We start from the raw sequence: 14,608 nt of genomic DNA on the forward strand, positions 1-14,608 counted from the left end.
CCGTCGAGTGATTTATCAGTAGTTTCTGATCTGTTGGTGCTCGACAAACTCCAAATCCGGTGAATAGAAATGCTGGCAGATACCTTTACATTTGAGCCGCTGATTTCGGCGGTCGAAGCCGGGGAACTCCTCGGAATTCATCCTGTGACTGTCCTCAGGTGGGCCAGGGAAGGAAAAATTCCGCATCGAAAATTGGGCAGAAAAGTAAAATTCCGCAAATCAGAACTTGATTACTGGCAAACAAACCTCCACACTGACAGTGCCGTTCGTGTCGCCCAACCCTAAAAGGAGAAGGCACATGAACTTACAACGAGCACGCTATCAGCAAGGTTATTTGACAACTGAACGCAGAAGTAAGGGTTCTCCGGTTTGGATTTATCGCTGGCGCGAGAAAGATCATCGCGGCCACTTTTCCCGACGGAAGCAGATCGTGGGATCGAAATCCGATCTTCCTACTAAAGCCGACGCCCTCAAAGCAGTTGAGGGGCTGCGGCTGGAGATCAATGTAGAAACGGGATGTGGAAGTTTGGGCTCTATGAAAGTGAATGAGCTCATTGAGCATTTTCGGAGAACCGAACTCGCCGACAGCAACAAGAAGAGCACTCGAACCAAGCAGGTTTATGCCCATCAGTTGGTGGACATCATTTCCCCAAAATGGGGAGAGCAGCGACTGAAGGATATAAAGCCCATCGCAGTTGAGGACTGGCTGAATCGGCAACCTGGAGCTCCCGGTTCCCGGGCTAAGACGAAGGGTGTCATGGGAGTGCTCTTTCAGCACGCGATGCGTTACGAATGGATGGCACGAAATCCTATTCGACTCGTCCGGCAAAGCTCCCTCCCTCAGCAGGAGCAGATCGTCCTTGAACCTTTTGAGTTGGCCGCTCTTTTGAAGGAATTGCACGACCCTTTCGCCTCTTTGATTCTCCTTGCGGCTGTCACGGGTCTTCGTCGAGGCGAGTTGTTTGGGTTGAAGTGGGAAGACATCGATTTTGCCGAAGCAGAGATGCATGTTGTGCGGTCGTTGGTTGATCAGGTCGAAGGGCCACCAAAGACACTGGCGTCCCGACGTCCATTGCCTCTGTCCAAGGAGTTAGCAACTGCTCTTAAAGGATGGCGACAAAAAGCTGAGTATTCCAAACCGACGGACTGGATATTCGCGAGTCCGCTGGCACTTGGCAAAAAGCCATACTGGCCCGATGCGGTTCTCAAACGACATGTACGACCTGCAGCAGCGCGCGCCGGGATTACCAAAACAATCGGATGGCACAGCTTTCGACGAACTCTGGCACCTTGCTCCACTCTTCCGGTGCATCGGTGAAGACAACGCAGGATCTGTTACGTCACTCTTCACCGATGATGACCTTAGGCATCTACGCAAAAGCTGTCACTGCAGACAAACGGGCCGCTCAGGACACCATCGTGTCCTTGATAACTGGCAAGGAGAAGCAGTACAGACCAAAGAGGCAGAAACCGCTTGGACCCAGATTGGACCCACAGTTGGCCCCAAACTCAGGTTCCGATGAGGCTAAGTTGTTGAGGTAAATGGTCGGGACGACTAGATTCGAACTAGCGACCTCACCCACCCCAAGGGTGCGCTCTACCAGGCTGAGCCACGTCCCGACTTTTTTGCGCGCAGCCCAAGCAGACTGCGGCGGGGTTTTGTTGCAGTACTTAGTGTACACCGAGCAGACTTACTGCGCAGGCGGTACGTATTCCTTGGGCAACGCACCACCCTCACCAAAGAAGAACTCGTTCATCTGTTCGACCAGGAACTCCTGCGCTTCGCGGGTCCAGGGCTGAAGGCGGTACTCGTTCAGCAGCATCTTCTGGCGCTCGACCCACTCACCCCATGCCTTCTTCGATACGTTCTTGTAGATCTTCTGGCCGAAATCGGAGTCGAAGGGCGGCTCGTCGAGCCCCTCCATCTCCGCCTTGTACTTCGTGCAAAACACCATATGCGCCATTCGCTCGTCGAACTCCTTCCAACCTCTCCATTCTACGACGAGCTATCGATCGCCGCTCCACAGGCAAGGCACACATCCAACGGAGGCGATACGGTTCACTCCGGATAGTTGTTTTCTTCCTCTTCAAGGTCAACGGTGGCGGCTACAAGGCAAGGAGAGACAAACAGCGCCACGAACAACAAAAGCACGATCAACGTGTGAACCATCGCGAGTCTCTTTTCGCGGAGAGTCATCTCTCCCGACACTCACTTGATCGGCGTCATACGCGGAACAAATCATGCAGTCACGCGCTCGTCGGTTCTCTTTCGTAACATGCCCTCTGGTTCTTCGGCATTTCACTCCTGAACGTGAAAAGGCCGCCCGGCAACAGGGCAGCCTTTTCTTTAGGGAGAATAGTTCCAACGGAGGCAAAGCCATCAGAACTTTCTGGCGAAATACTATGTTTGGCAAAATGGTGTGTCAAGGCTTAAAGGTCATCCCCGTAAACCACAGCATTATCTATACTTAAGATGTTAACCATATCAATAACATAGTAATCAAATTTCTCTTTTTATTCGCTTTTCAGTACCCGCGTAATCGTTAAACCATCATTGAATCATGTGGTTAGCTTTTCATTTGCACCATGCGGAGTGCAGGTTTCCCCGCCAACCGAGGCAGCAGGATGATTTGTAGCACCTAATTATCGTTGTCCGGATCCGTCGGTATGAATGGCAGCCGGACTACCGCTCAGATCGATACGAAGGAATTCCGGCTCGGCGGCCGCCGGCTTACCTTGCATAACCCGGATCGCCGCACGTCCTGCCCCTAGAGAGATGCCAAGCACAATCGCGCCCAGTGCCCCGAAACCGCAGAAGATCGCGATGCTGGAGAGCAGGCTGTACGTCTTTCTGACCTCGGCGTGAAATTCGAGAGGCATCTGCTTGTTCCAGGTGACTTCCGTCCTCGGATGAATGCCTTCCAGCAAAGCTTTTGCCTCAGTGAGTTGCCAGGCCCCTGAGGTCATCAGGACCAGGGGTCCTTCGCGGCGCAGCACGACCGTTCCATCGGATGAGCCGTGCTTGTGCACCTCATCTTCAATGGCGCGTAGCCGGTCGCCGGCGATCTGCGGTGTAGGGTACAGCAGCATCGTCAGCAATCCCTTGCCGACATATTTCGCGGTAATCGCCTCAGCCGCCTTATCGAAGCCGAGAATCGCGCCCGGCAGTACACCGCCCATCGTCTCGTAGCTCACTGGCCCCAACGCATACTTTACCGACTCGCGTTCCAGCCCTTTTTCAGGGAGGTAGGTGGGGAGCTGAGGAGGAAGCCCCTTAGGGCCAGCAACCTTTGGCAGCCGGGCTTCAATCGCCGACAGCAGAGACTCGGTTTTAGCCCCACGCATTCCACGGGCTTCAACTAAGCTGGTGCCGCTGCGGAAGAGATAGCCTTCCGCACCTGCGCTCGTCTCGTTACCCAGCCCTACGCCGCGATAGCTCGAACCCGGCCGCTGATAGAAGCTGTAGGCTGCATGAGCTCCGGTTGCGTCGACAAACTGCCTTGCCGTCACGGTGACTGAGGGGCCTGTGCTGCCTGCACGATAGACTCCATGCTCTTCGCGCTTCAGGCCATCTTCGGTAAGAACGATATCGGTCTTTGGGTCTGCCTTGGCGTCTGTCACCGCAGGCGAGGGACTATCAGGCTGCCGCGCCCATTCGCCAACCTGTTGCGGAAGCAGAGGCGCGGGAGGTTCCACCAGCGTTGTCTTCGTATCCTGCCCGTAACCTGTAACCGCTATGCCCGCAACCAGTGTCAATACCAGTTGGCGCGTCAATAGAAGAGACCTTCGCTGCACCATAAAGCACCTGCCCTGCTAAAGGCCAGATTACACCAGCACGATCGAACTCCGCGAGTTCGCCGGTCACAGCATCACTGACAGGTTTTGACGAGAGACGAGCCTACTTTGTGCTGGCCCTTTCAACCGGAACCTTTGTCGCACTCAGGCCACCCTGATATTTCGCAACTCCTTTGTACAGGCTCTCGGCTACCCTCTGCCTGTACTCGGACTGGCGCAGCTGTTCGGCGTCTTTGGGGTTGGTGATAAAGGAGATCTCAGCAAGAATGGACGGCATATTCGCGCCGATCAGCACGACGAATGGGGCCTTCTTCACTCCACGGTTCTTCAAGCCTGCGTTACCGTGCTGCAAACCTGCATATAGGCTCGATTCGACATCGGAGGCAAACTCACGCGATTCGTCGATCTTTTCCTTGAGGGCGATCTTCTTCACCAGATCGCTCAGTTGGTGGATCGACTGGTCGCTCACGGCATTTTCGCGCGCGGCCACCTCAAGGGCATCCGGCTGCGAGGTGAAGTTCAGGTAATACGTCTCGACTCCCCTGGCCGAGGGATCGCTTGATGAGTTCGCGTGAATCGAAAGGAACAGGTCGGCCTGTGCCTTATTGGCGATCGCCGTTCTTGTCTCAAGCGGGATAAACGTGTCGTCCGAACGGGTGTAGATGATCTCCGCACCAAGCCGGTCGTGCAGCAGCCTTCCCAGACGTAGAGCGACGTCGAGCACAACCTCTTTCTCCTCCAAGCCATTGACGCCGATCGTTCCGGAGTCATGCCCGCCGTGACCGGCATCGATGACGATGCGCCCGATCTTCAATCCGAGAGCGCGCACCAGCGATGTCTGCCCATCGGCTGTCGGGACTGCCGCGCGAGCCGGCGTTGCCGGACTGGCATCGGATTTGCGATGCGAGGAAGCCGCCGAAGCGGCGCTGCTCCTCGTCGCCTGCGGCCGTCCGCCGGGAACAACCGCGATGGGCCGCGATGTGGGGACGCTGGTTGCGTCTTCGCGTCCAGGTTGAGCGCTGACCTCGGCAACCTCAGTTGCAGTTCCGGCGTTGCTGGTCGCTACAGCGTTGGGAACCGGACTCCGGGAGGTCGTCGTCTGCTGCGGGGCCGTGCGTGGAGCCGGAGCCTTGGAAGTGGCGTTCTGCGTGCGCGCATCGGAAGGTGTATCCGCGCTCTGATTTGCGGCGACCTGCGCCGCCGGGTTGCTGCCATGGATGTCGATGATAAGCCGGTAAGGATTGGGCAGCAGGAACGCCGAGTACTCGGTGACGTCGCTTACATCCAGCACGACGCGCGTCATGTCGTTGGAAAACTGTGCGGCGCGAATTCTCTTCAGGAAGCCGTCGTCGGTGACGGAAAAATTCTTGCCCACCAGGGCCTGTGCCAGACGGGTTCCGTGCAGGTCGAAGTAGATGCGATCGGGGTTAGGCACACGTGCAGCTTCATAGGTCACATCGTCGCCGAGATCAATGGCGACACGAGTGTAGTTCGGGGTTGACCAGTGACGTATCCCCGTAACCTGCGCCAGACCGCTGCGCTTCCCGCTTGCCGCCTTTGCAACATGCGCGACCGGCTGCTGCGATAAAGAAGTCTGCGGCGTATCTTCGGCCGGTGCGGCTACTGCTGTCGAAACACTCGCGCCGGAACTCTTTCGAGCATCAGCCTCAGACGCTGAGCGTGGAGTGATGGTCATCTGTGGCTGGACTCGCCGCTCCTTGGGGTCTGCCGGCCGGGTTCGCGATACAACCTTTTCACTCGCGCCGCGATCAAGCGATGCAAGACCTGCCTTCGCTTCTTCTGCCTGGGTGCTGCGCGGGTGCTGCTTCAGCAGAAGCGAGTAACGCTCCTTCGCGGCTGCCGCATCGTGCAGGTCGTTCTCATAGATCTGCCCCTGCGCCAGCAGAGCGCTTACGCGCAGCGAGCTTCCGGGATACTGCATCCGCAGAAACTCGTACTGCCCGATCGCAGCTTTTAGACTCTTTGCATCGCTCAGATCGCGGCCTTGCTCGGCAAGCAGCTCGGCCACAGCATTGACGGCCGCGGCCGCGTATTTGCTCTGTGGCGTGTCATGATAGATAGCGCGGTAGCCATCCAGTGCGCGATCGTAATCCGCACGCGTACGTTTACCTGGTGCGATGGCTTCCAGCTTTTCACGGCCTTCAGTCGCTGCCTGCCACGGCGAAACTTGCACAACTCTCTTTTGTGCTGCGGAACTTCTCGGCTTCGACGGAGTTGCTGCGGCTGCGCTCGCACAGCTCAGGCCCATGGCGCAGATGGCGCACCACACCCCAAGACTCCGCACTTTGTTGCATACAGCCATCAGTGCCAGTTTAAGAGTTCCACACACGCGTGGTGGCTGTGAAAACGTTGCAGGTACTCCCCGCGATACTCCCCGCAAACATACTGCAACTTGCTCGACCACAATCAATAAGACGGAGAGTCATGCTCTCCGCCTTACTGATTCACAGACATGTTGAAGTGTTTGCTATAGAAGACTCTCGACCACCGAGGCCGATTTGCCCAACGCGCCGTCAAGTGCGCCCGGTTCGCTTCCTCCAGCTTCAGCCAGATCAGGCCGTCCGCCACCCTTGCCACCAACCATGGCGGCAATCTGCCCGACGATCTTGCCGGCCTGCACCTTGCCCGTGAGGTCTTTTGTAACGCCAACGATCAGCGAGACCTTGCCATCGTTTGCAGCGCCGAGAACAACAACGCCCGAGCCCAGCTTGCCGCGAAGCTCATCGACAAGGTTGCGCATCTGGCTCTTGTCGAGAGCGTCCACGCGCTGAGCAAGCACCTTCACGCCCTTCACCTCGACCGCAGCAGACGCTGCATCGGAGACAGCAGCCGAGGCGGACTTCATCCGCATCTGCTCCAACTCGCGGCGCAGCTTCTTCATCTCTTCTTCCTGCGCGGCGATCCTATGTTTTAGCGCGTCCGCTGGAGACTCATTCACGCCACCCACCAGCGATCCAACAACACGAGCGACATCGAAGCCACGACGGAACTCCGAGAGAGCTCCGGTGCCGCTAACTGCCTCGACGCGGCGGACGCCGGAAGACACCGAGCTCTCGCCCACCAGCTTCAACAGGCCAATTTCGCCGGTTGCGCCAGTATGCGTACCGCCGCAGAGCTCGGTCGAAAAGCCGCCGATCTTCACCACGCGAACGCGGTCGCCGTATTTTTCGCCGAAGAGCGCCATCGCTCCAAGCTCGTTGACCGCAACGTCGATCGGAACATCGACCATCGTCTCGACCTTCGTGTTCGCCAGCACCTGGCTGTTCACGATGTCCTCGACTTGCTGCATCTCCTCGTCAGCGACGCCGGTAAAGTGCGAGAAGTCGAACCGCAGCCGCGTCGCGTCATTCAGCGATCCTGCCTGCTTCACGTGCTTGCCCAGCACCTCGCGCAGTGCTGCATGAAGAAGGTGTGTTCCCGTGTGGTTGCGCTCGGTCGCGCGGCGATTGTCAGCGTTGACCACTGTGTCGACCGTATCGCCCACGGCCAGCGTCTCACGCGCCTTCACCTTGTGCGCAAACACTCCCTGCACCGGCTTGCTCGCGCCAAGCACGTCGGCGACGACCGTGTTGTGATCGTCCGAGTAGAGCCAGCCGATGTCGCCCACCTGTCCGCCGGAGTCCGCGTAGAAGCTCGTCGCGTCGAGAACCACCTCGCCTCGCTCGCCAGGCTTTAGCGCGGGAACACCTTCGCCATCCTTCACCAGCGCCAGCACCTTCGCGCCCTCGACCTTTAGCGACGAGTAGCCCTCAAACTCCGTCTTCGCCAACTCGCGATAGACAGGCGCCGCAGTCTTCTGCGAACCGCCCTTCCAGGAGGCACGCGCCCGCGCCTGCTCCTCCGCACGCGCCTGCTCGAAACCCTCCATGTCGAAGGCAATCCCCGCGTCGCGCGCAGCATCAACCATGAAGTCCAGCGGCATACCGAAGGTCTCGTACAGGTGGAACGCCGCCGCGCCCGAGCGCAGCGTCGCTTCATTCATCTGCCGCAGGCCTAGCTCCAGCGTGCGAGCAAACTGCTGCTCCTCCGCCAACACGACCTTCGCCACGCGATCGGCGGACTCCTTCAGCTCCGGGTACGCCGCGCTCATCTCGTCGCGCACGGCGTAGACCATCTCGTGCATGAAGGGCTTCTCCTGCCCAAGGAGACGTCCGTGACGGATGCCGCGGCGCATGATCTTGCGCAGTACGTAGCCACGGCCTTCGTTCGCAGGGAGCACACCGTCCGAGATCAGGAACGTCGCCGCGCGCGAGTGGTCGGCGATGATACGCAGCGATGCCTGCGAACGCGCATCGATCTCGTGGTCGGACTCGACCTTGTGCCCGGTAAGCTGCTCCGCCCTCTTAATTAAAGGAGTGAACAAATCTGTCTCGAAGTTCGACAACACTCCCTGCAGAACGCAGGCAATACGTTCAAGCCCCATGCCGGTATCGATGGAGGGCTTCGGCAGCGGCGTCAGCAGCGGCCCGCTCGGCGTCACCGTGCGATCAAACTGCATGAAGACCAGGTTCCATATCTCGACGTAACGCTGCTCGTCTTCGCCAAAGGGCAGGTCCTTGCCAAACTCCGAAGCCTCAACGCCGAGGTCGTAGTAGATCTCGCTACAGGGGCCGCACGGGCCGGTATCGCCCATCGCCCAGAAATTGTCCTTCGCGCCAAGCTCGAAGATGCGGCCGGCCGGGACTCCCACATCGAGCCAGTATTGATACGCCTCGGAGTCGCGCGGAACAGCGTCGTCGCCCTCGAAGATGGTCACGTAGAGCCTTGCCGGGTCGATGCCGAACCACTCCTTCGAGGTCAGCAGTTCCCACGCATAGGCGATGGCGTCCTTCTTGAAGTAATCGCCGAAGCTGAAGTTACCCAGCATCTCGAAGAAGGTGTGGTGACGGCGCGTGAAACCGACGTTCTCAAGGTCGTTGTGCTTGCCGCCGGCGCGGACGCACTTCTGCGACGTCGTCGCGCGCGTGTAGTCGCGCTTCTCCAGGCCGAGGAACACGTCCTTGAACTGGTTCATGCCTGCATTGGTAAACAGCAGCGTAGGATCGTTCGCCGGGACAAGCGACGACGAGTGCACTCTCCGGTGCCCCTTGCCTTCAAAAAACCGCAGAAAATCTTCGCGAATCTGGCTTCCAGACCTGTAGTTCATAGTGTTTAAGTCTATCAGCCGGAGACGCCGCTGCCGTCTCCGTAAAGCTGTGCTTACGCGGGGCGGCGCAGATAGGGAAACCTTGCCGGCGACTAACGCTCAGTAAGGCTCGCTGCTACATTCCAGGGCGCCACGTAACCCCTTCGAGCCGAAGCATCTCATCTTTCGTCGCCTTCAGGCTAGAAAACTGGCTTCGGTGCCGCACCATCTCCAGACAGCTCACCAGAGCATCGAAGGCGTCCTCGCTTGCGAGTGCCTTTGCAATCACAGCACGGGAAAGGTTCGCATACGCTGCATCCGTCTTCTTCCGTGTCGCGAGATAAATCTTTCGCGCCTCGGCGTTGCTCTTCTTCACGGCTCCCGTCATCAGTCTCGTGTACATCTCCACGAGCAGCGGCTGCGGCTTCGCGCCTGCGATGCGCGACGACTCGAATGGCCACACGCGAAATCCTGCTTCATGCAGCTTCAGCAGAAACGGCATCGCCCGCAGGCTTCCGGTCCCGACACTGCCAGAACCGCCAATCTGAAATGGCGACTTAGGTGTGATACCACGCACCTTCGCTGCCCGTTCAGGGTCGCCTGCCAACATCTTCGGCGTGATCTTGTTGTCCATGTCGGTCAGCCGCATCGACCGATGGAGGTTTTTTCCGCAGAATTCCTCCGGGCGCTTGTGCGGTGCTCCCCAGAACCGCGCGTCGCGGGCCACCTCCTCGCACTGCCGCGACAACCAGCGCTCGCCTTGTCCATCGGCGACCTTCTTCCAGAATTCGAAGACCGTCGTACACCCATGCTCGCGCAGAAACCACGCAGGAAAGCTGAAGCAGCAGTCGAGGCTCACGATCATGCGCGGAGTCTCACGTGCTAGCTCGATCAGCCAGTCCGCCAGCTTGGCGCGCGTGCGGCCTGCCTCAAGCGTGATGCTTCCCGCAGTCCAGATTCCGGCCCATATATGGCGCTTTTGCCCGGCCGCATCCACGCGCCCCGACCAGTCCACAGCAACGATCCGTTCTAAGTCACCTGCAGGCAACGTCATCTCACCATCATCCCACCGGCGGAACTTTTCGCTGCCGCCAAGCGTATTCTCGAACGGAGAGAACACCCGATGCTCAAGCTGATCCTCTTCTGTCTGCTGCTCGTCACCTGCTGGCCGCTAGCTATTGCAGCCGTCATACTCTATCCGCTGATCTGGCTTATTCTGCTGCCATTCAGGCTGGTCGGCATTGTCGTGGGAGGAACCTTCGACTTGATTGCCACGCTCTTTTCCCTGCCAGGGCGCGTCCTGCGCTCCGTCTAGCGCATAGCCTACTCGCCGGATGCGATATCGCCGTCATCGTCCAGCGCCTCTTCTTCCACCTCGACATCCCACGCCTTGAGCACTTTGAAGATCGCCGCCGCCGAAAACCCCGCGCGCATCAGCCTGCCCATCACCCGCGCTGCCTGCTTCTTCGCGTCGTCCCCTTCGGGCTGCTTCATGCGCTTGCGGGCGATGTATTCACGAGCGAGCGCTACCTCATCGACATCGTCGTAGGTCTTCGCCAGCGTCGATGCAACCAGATCTTTGTGGATGCCCTTCTGCACCAGCCCCTGCTGCACACGCCTGCGTCCGAACTTCTCGTTCTCTTTACGCAGCCGCGCATAGTCGGCGGCAAAACGCGTATCGCTCAGATACTTCAGTTCTTTTAGCCGGACGACGATGCGGTCCATCGCCCGCTCGCCCGCCTCGCCTTCTTCCGCGCGAGCGCGCATCAGCCGCTTGAGATCGCGAACCGTGCGCATCTTCCGCGCCAATGCGCCAACCGCATAGTCGAACAGGGCCTCTTCTCCCAGCGGCTCTTTCTTCTTCGGTCGGGAGAACGCCATTATGGAGTCATTCCAGCGTACTTATTGGTGTGTGTCCACCTGTCGCACCAGTCTCCAACCTCGTTATACCAGCGCTCGGAGTTCTGTGGCTTCAATACCCAGTGCCCCTCATCGGGGAAGTAGAGCATTCGCGAAGCCACGCCGATACGTTGCAGCGACGTGAACAGTTGAAAGCCTTCACTCACGTCGAGCCTGTAGTCGCGCTGACCGTGGATGACAAGGGTTGGCGTCCGGGCATTTGTAATCGACAGCATCGGCGACCACTTGCGAAATGGGTCCGCTGCGATGGGCCGATCAGCGTATCTCCACGGCTGGCCTGGTTCCTTGTCGCCCGGCGCGCGGAACTCCCACTCGTTGAACCACAGCTCTTCCGTCGTTCCATAGGCCGATTGCGGGTTGAACATGCCATCGTGCGTCACGATGCAGGCAAAGCGGTCCGTGTGCGTCAGAATCCAGTTGGCCATGTAGCCGCCGTAGCTGGCGCCGAGCGCGCACTCGCGCGTCTTGTCGATGAAGCTGTAATGTTGCTCGACGTAGTCCATCCCCTTCATCAGGTCGATGTAGGGCTTCCCTCCCCAGTCGCCATTCACGCCATCGACAAATGCCTGTCCGTAGCCGGTCGAACCGCGAGGATTCACCATCACGACGACATATCCCGACGCAGCCATCAGTTCCGGGTTCCACCTGTAGCTCCAGGAGTTGCCCCATGCCCCCTGCGGGCCGCCATGAATCAGGAATTTCACCGGATATTTTTTCTTTGCGTCGAACCCCGGAGGCCTGATCAGAAATCCTTCTACGGTCGCATTCTCCGCCCCCGGAAACATGAAGCTCTCCATCTTCGGAAGGTTAAGCTGGTCGAGCAACGCATCGTTCATATGCGTCAGCCGCACCACCTGGGCACCGCCATGTCCCATAGCATCCAGAGGAATGACCGAGATCGCCACCGGACTGCGCACCGTCATCATCGATGTGACAATCATGCGTCCATCGCGGGAGACCTGCAACTCTCCATAATCCGCCATGTTCGCAATCGCCGTTGCCTCGGGCAGATCGACGCCGACTGACAGAACGTTGGCATCGCCCATCTCGCCGCTGACGAAGTAGATCGTTTTGGAGTTCGGGGCCCAGGCAAACTCATCGACCCAGTTATCGAATCGCGGCAACAGCTCTCGCGGCTCTTCCGCCTTCTTCTGGCGATCGACCACAACGAGCCGGAACCTGTCGCTCTCATACCCAGCACGGCGCTGTGAACGAAACGCCAGCCAACGCCCGTCGGGAGAGTACGCCGGCGCATCATCGCTGCCAGGGCTCGTCGATACGCGTATCGGCTTCGCGCTCTTTTCATCCAGACGCAGTGTGAAGACGTCGTTCCCCGTGCTCACGGCCGGAACCGTATCAAGGTTGGTCACATAAGCAATCTCTTTTGAGTCCGGCGACCACGCATAACCGATGGGACCGCCTAGCGAGAAGACCGGGGCCTCCGCATCTGCAATGTTCCTGCGCGGTGTCAGATCCCTCACGGCATAGCCATCCATCGCATTGACGACCAGGATATGGCTGCGCTTTGGGCCCACATAGTTGTTCCAGTGACGGAATAGCAGGTGGTCGAACACCATCGCCTTCACCTGACTCTTCGCCGCGGCAGCGTCCTTGCGTTGATTGCAGCCATCCTCCTCGGCCCACGCCGTCTCATCACTGCACTCCGGGTAGACCCGCGAAACAAACATGATTTGCTTCGAATCTGGAGACCAGACCGCGCCATCGGCCTCTGTGCTCACACGCGTTAGCTGACGGGGAGCGCTTAACTTTCCCTCAACATCGTTCCAGTCCGCCAGATAAATCTGCGACGAACTACCGCCGTCGGAAGATACAAACAGCACTTGCCTGCCGTCCGGAGAAAACCTGCCGTTCGTCTCTCCTTCCTTCCCCAAGGTGAGCTGTCTCTCAGGTCCTCCCTTGGCGGAAACAACCCAGAGATGCGTGGTCTTTGTGTTGGCCTTCAGGTCCACATCCACGGTAGAGAACATCACCCACCTGCCGCTTGGCGAGATCTGCGGATCGCCCAGGCGCTTGATCTTCTGCAGGTCCGCGAAGGTCATCGGGCGATGCCCCGCCCCGCTCACTCCTTGCAGACCAACTGCTGAGGTTGCACCCGAAAGATCAACGGAATGCGCTTCGCTCTGTCGTTGACACCCCCAGAGCAGAAGCCCCGCGGCAACTGCGGCCGTGTATATCTTCATCGCACCGACTCTCCCGCGCCAGTCTACCCCACTGAAGACCGTCTATTCCTCCTGGATACGCAGGCGGGAACCTTCGCAGTTCCTCTCAGGCGACCTCGCCGATCACGACTGCCTGCCCCGTCATCACCTCCGCGAATGGAAGCTCGATAACAATCGCCGCACCCGCGGGATGCAGATTGAACGCACTGACCTCGCCACCATGCTCGCGCACAATTCCATAGCAGATACTGAGCCCTAGCCCGCTGCCCTGCACCGGCCCCTGTGTCGTATAGAACGGATCGAAGACTCGCCCGGGTTCACGAAAACCTGTCCCCGTATCGCTCACGACGATCTGAACTGTTCGCCCATCGAAGCCCGCCGTCAGGCGAATGGCGTCTTCCTCCCGCGCAGCTGAGGTCTCCCGTGCCTTCGCAATCGCCTGAACTGCGTTGTTCAACAGATGCTCCATCACAAGCCGCAGACGGTCGCGATTCCCTCGCACCGCGGGAGTCTCTGCGCCAAGCTGCATGGTCAGCTTGATGCCAAGCTCAGCCAGTTTCGGCCGGCACTCCTCTCCAAGCCCTTGAACCAGCGCAGGAATGTCTACCGACTCGTCGCGCAGGACCGAAGGCCGCCAGAAGTTCAGCAGGCCCTCGACTGTCTCCTGCATCTTCCTGGCTTCATGCAGGATAGTTTCAGCATGGTGGCATGTCCGCTTCTCGCCCGACGTCTCCCCAATCAGCTCTGCGGAGCCCATCACCGTCATCAACGGGTTATTCAGCGAATGAGCAATCCCCCCAGCGAGCAACCCCAGACCCGCCAGCTTCTCTGCGCGAAGCAGACGGTTTATCAGCTCGACATCTTCCAACGCCCTTGAAAGCTTTACCCCTAACGCCTCGAGAGCGACGACGGCCTCCTCGGCTGCCCTCCGCTGGACGTTCAACACGCTCGCGGCACATACCACCAGCGCACCTGACATCGTCCCGCTCACAGCGGAAAATGGAACCACCACCGCCAGGTCCCCGCAGTCGCTCAGCCGGACCGCCATGCTCTTCGCTCCCAGCCTTACACCATCGACCGGACCTTCTTCGCCGCGCTGTTCCGCTTCCACAACACGGGAGGCCCATTGCTCAACTGCAGCTGTCGTCGCTGCATTCATTCCCATACTGGCTGAGAGATATAGCCGCCCATCGGCATCGCGGGCCAGCATGGCGACCCGCTTAAAAGGGCTCCGGGACGACACAACGCCGCACACCCTCTCCGCCAGGGCGCGCAGGTCGGTATCGCGCCCCAGGCGTACATCCATGCGTGTATAAGACTCCATCTCTTCGCGGCCGCGGCGTTCGCGCCGATAAGCGGTTCTCCATCTCGCCAGGTTCCGGAACAGGATCCAGATCACCCCCAGCAACGCCAACACGACTGCGGCATAAATTCCGTGTATCCGTATCGCGCTGCCCATCATCTTCGTCTCCGTTACCCGCGTACCCGTGACTTTCCCCAAGATCAACCAAACCTGCCCTGAAAGCGTCTATCTTGTAGAAGGGCCGGGAGCTTTGCAACCTCTTTG

Annotated in this window: 12 protein-coding genes and 1 tRNA gene; 3 read left to right on the forward strand and 10 right to left on the reverse strand. The window is 59.0% G+C overall.

The features are described 5' to 3' along the window. Window positions 1-69: 69 nt before the first annotated feature. Window positions 70-285, forward strand: coding sequence for a helix-turn-helix domain-containing protein (locus tag JSS95_15625; protein MBS1801242.1), 216 nt, complete (start codon window positions 70-72; stop codon window positions 283-285). Window positions 286-298: 13 nt separating this feature from the next. Then, on the forward strand, window positions 299-1,318 hold the full coding sequence (locus JSS95_15630) for a tyrosine-type recombinase/integrase (GenBank protein MBS1801243.1): 1,020 nt from the start codon (window positions 299-301) through the stop codon (window positions 1,316-1,318). A 225-nt stretch (window positions 1,319-1,543) separates the two neighbouring features. Here the strand turns inward: JSS95_15630 and JSS95_15635 are convergent. From JSS95_15635 to JSS95_15665, 7 genes are all read right to left on the reverse strand, one after another. Further along, window positions 1,544-1,620: transfer RNA gene (locus JSS95_15635), tRNA-Pro, on the reverse strand. 71 nt (window positions 1,621-1,691) lie between these two features. Beyond that, window positions 1,692-1,964 carry an oxidative damage protection protein gene (locus tag JSS95_15640; protein ID MBS1801244.1) on the reverse strand — a complete coding sequence of 91 codons (273 nt, stop codon included), beginning with the start codon at window positions 1,962-1,964 and terminating at the stop codon, window positions 1,692-1,694. A 95-nt stretch (window positions 1,965-2,059) separates the two neighbouring features. Then, window positions 2,060-2,197, reverse strand: coding sequence for a hypothetical protein (locus JSS95_15645; GenBank protein ID MBS1801245.1), 138 nt, complete (start codon window positions 2,195-2,197; stop codon window positions 2,060-2,062). Window positions 2,198-2,643: 446 nt separating this feature from the next. Then, complete coding sequence (locus tag JSS95_15650) at window positions 2,644-3,774, reverse strand: hypothetical protein (GenBank protein MBS1801246.1); 1,131 nt, start codon at window positions 3,772-3,774, stop codon at window positions 2,644-2,646. Between the two features lie 124 nt (window positions 3,775-3,898). Continuing rightward, entirely contained in the window at window positions 3,899-6,064 is a 2,166-nt protein-coding gene (locus JSS95_15655) for an N-acetylmuramoyl-L-alanine amidase (GenBank protein MBS1801247.1), read from the reverse strand. Between the two features lie 219 nt (window positions 6,065-6,283). Further along, window positions 6,284-8,962, reverse strand: a complete 2,679-nt coding sequence (gene alaS, locus JSS95_15660; protein ID MBS1801248.1) for an alanine--tRNA ligase — start codon at window positions 8,960-8,962, stop codon at window positions 6,284-6,286. A 115-nt stretch (window positions 8,963-9,077) separates the two neighbouring features. Next, a complete protein-coding gene (locus JSS95_15665; GenBank protein ID MBS1801249.1) occupies window positions 9,078-9,995 on the reverse strand; it encodes a hypothetical protein in 918 nt (305 codons plus the stop codon). Window positions 9,996-10,064: 69 nt separating this feature from the next. Between JSS95_15665 and JSS95_15670 the strand changes: the two genes are divergently transcribed. Continuing rightward, a complete protein-coding gene (locus tag JSS95_15670; protein MBS1801250.1) occupies window positions 10,065-10,256 on the forward strand; it encodes a hypothetical protein in 192 nt (63 codons plus the stop codon). A gap of 8 nt (window positions 10,257-10,264) precedes the next feature. Here the strand turns inward: JSS95_15670 and JSS95_15675 are convergent, their stop codons facing one another. The 3 genes from JSS95_15675 to JSS95_15685 all read right to left on the reverse strand — a co-directional run bounded on the left by JSS95_15675 (window position 10,265) and on the right by JSS95_15685 (window position 14,542). Beyond that, window positions 10,265-10,822, reverse strand: coding sequence for a RecX family transcriptional regulator (locus tag JSS95_15675; protein MBS1801251.1), 558 nt, complete (start codon window positions 10,820-10,822; stop codon window positions 10,265-10,267). Further along, the gene (locus JSS95_15680; protein ID MBS1801252.1) at window positions 10,822-13,062 is read right to left on the reverse strand and encodes a S9 family peptidase; all 2,241 of its coding nucleotides are present in this window, start codon (window positions 13,060-13,062) and stop codon (window positions 10,822-10,824) included. The genes JSS95_15675 and JSS95_15680 overlap by 1 nt, the downstream gene beginning before the upstream one ends. An 85-nt stretch (window positions 13,063-13,147) precedes the next feature. Further along, window positions 13,148-14,542, reverse strand: a complete 1,395-nt coding sequence (locus JSS95_15685; protein ID MBS1801253.1) for a HAMP domain-containing histidine kinase — start codon at window positions 14,540-14,542, stop codon at window positions 13,148-13,150. Window positions 14,543-14,608 lie beyond the last annotated feature (66 nt).

This window comes from Acidobacteriota bacterium, assembly GCA_018268895.1.
Classification (GTDB): domain Bacteria; phylum Acidobacteriota; class Terriglobia; order Terriglobales; family Acidobacteriaceae; genus Edaphobacter.

What these genes read in the sequence shown, in the direction of transcription:
- JSS95_15625 (MBS1801242.1), top strand. Translation starts at nt 70, where the DNA reads ATGCTGGCAGATACCTTTACATTTGAGCCGCTGATTTCGGCGGTCGAA.
- JSS95_15630 (MBS1801243.1), top strand. Translation starts at nt 299, where the DNA reads ATGAACTTACAACGAGCACGCTATCAGCAAGGTTATTTGACAACTGAA.
- JSS95_15640 (MBS1801244.1), bottom strand. Translation starts at nt 1,964, where the DNA reads ATGGCGCATATGGTGTTTTGCACGAAGTACAAGGCGGAGATGGAGGGG.
- JSS95_15645 (MBS1801245.1), bottom strand. Translation starts at nt 2,197, where the DNA reads ATGACTCTCCGCGAAAAGAGACTCGCGATGGTTCACACGTTGATCGTG.
- JSS95_15655 (MBS1801247.1), bottom strand. Translation starts at nt 6,064, where the DNA reads ATGGGCCTGAGCTGTGCGAGCGCAGCCGCAGCAACTCCGTCGAAGCCG.
- alaS (MBS1801248.1), bottom strand. Translation starts at nt 8,962, where the DNA reads ATGAACTACAGGTCTGGAAGCCAGATTCGCGAAGATTTTCTGCGGTTT.
- JSS95_15665 (MBS1801249.1), bottom strand. Translation starts at nt 9,995, where the DNA reads ATGACGTTGCCTGCAGGTGACTTAGAACGGATCGTTGCTGTGGACTGG.
- JSS95_15670 (MBS1801250.1), top strand. Translation starts at nt 10,065, where the DNA reads ATGCTCAAGCTGATCCTCTTCTGTCTGCTGCTCGTCACCTGCTGGCCG.
- JSS95_15675 (MBS1801251.1), bottom strand. Translation starts at nt 10,822, where the DNA reads ATGGCGTTCTCCCGACCGAAGAAGAAAGAGCCGCTGGGAGAAGAGGCC.
- JSS95_15680 (MBS1801252.1), bottom strand. Translation starts at nt 13,062, where the DNA reads ATGAAGATATACACGGCCGCAGTTGCCGCGGGGCTTCTGCTCTGGGGG.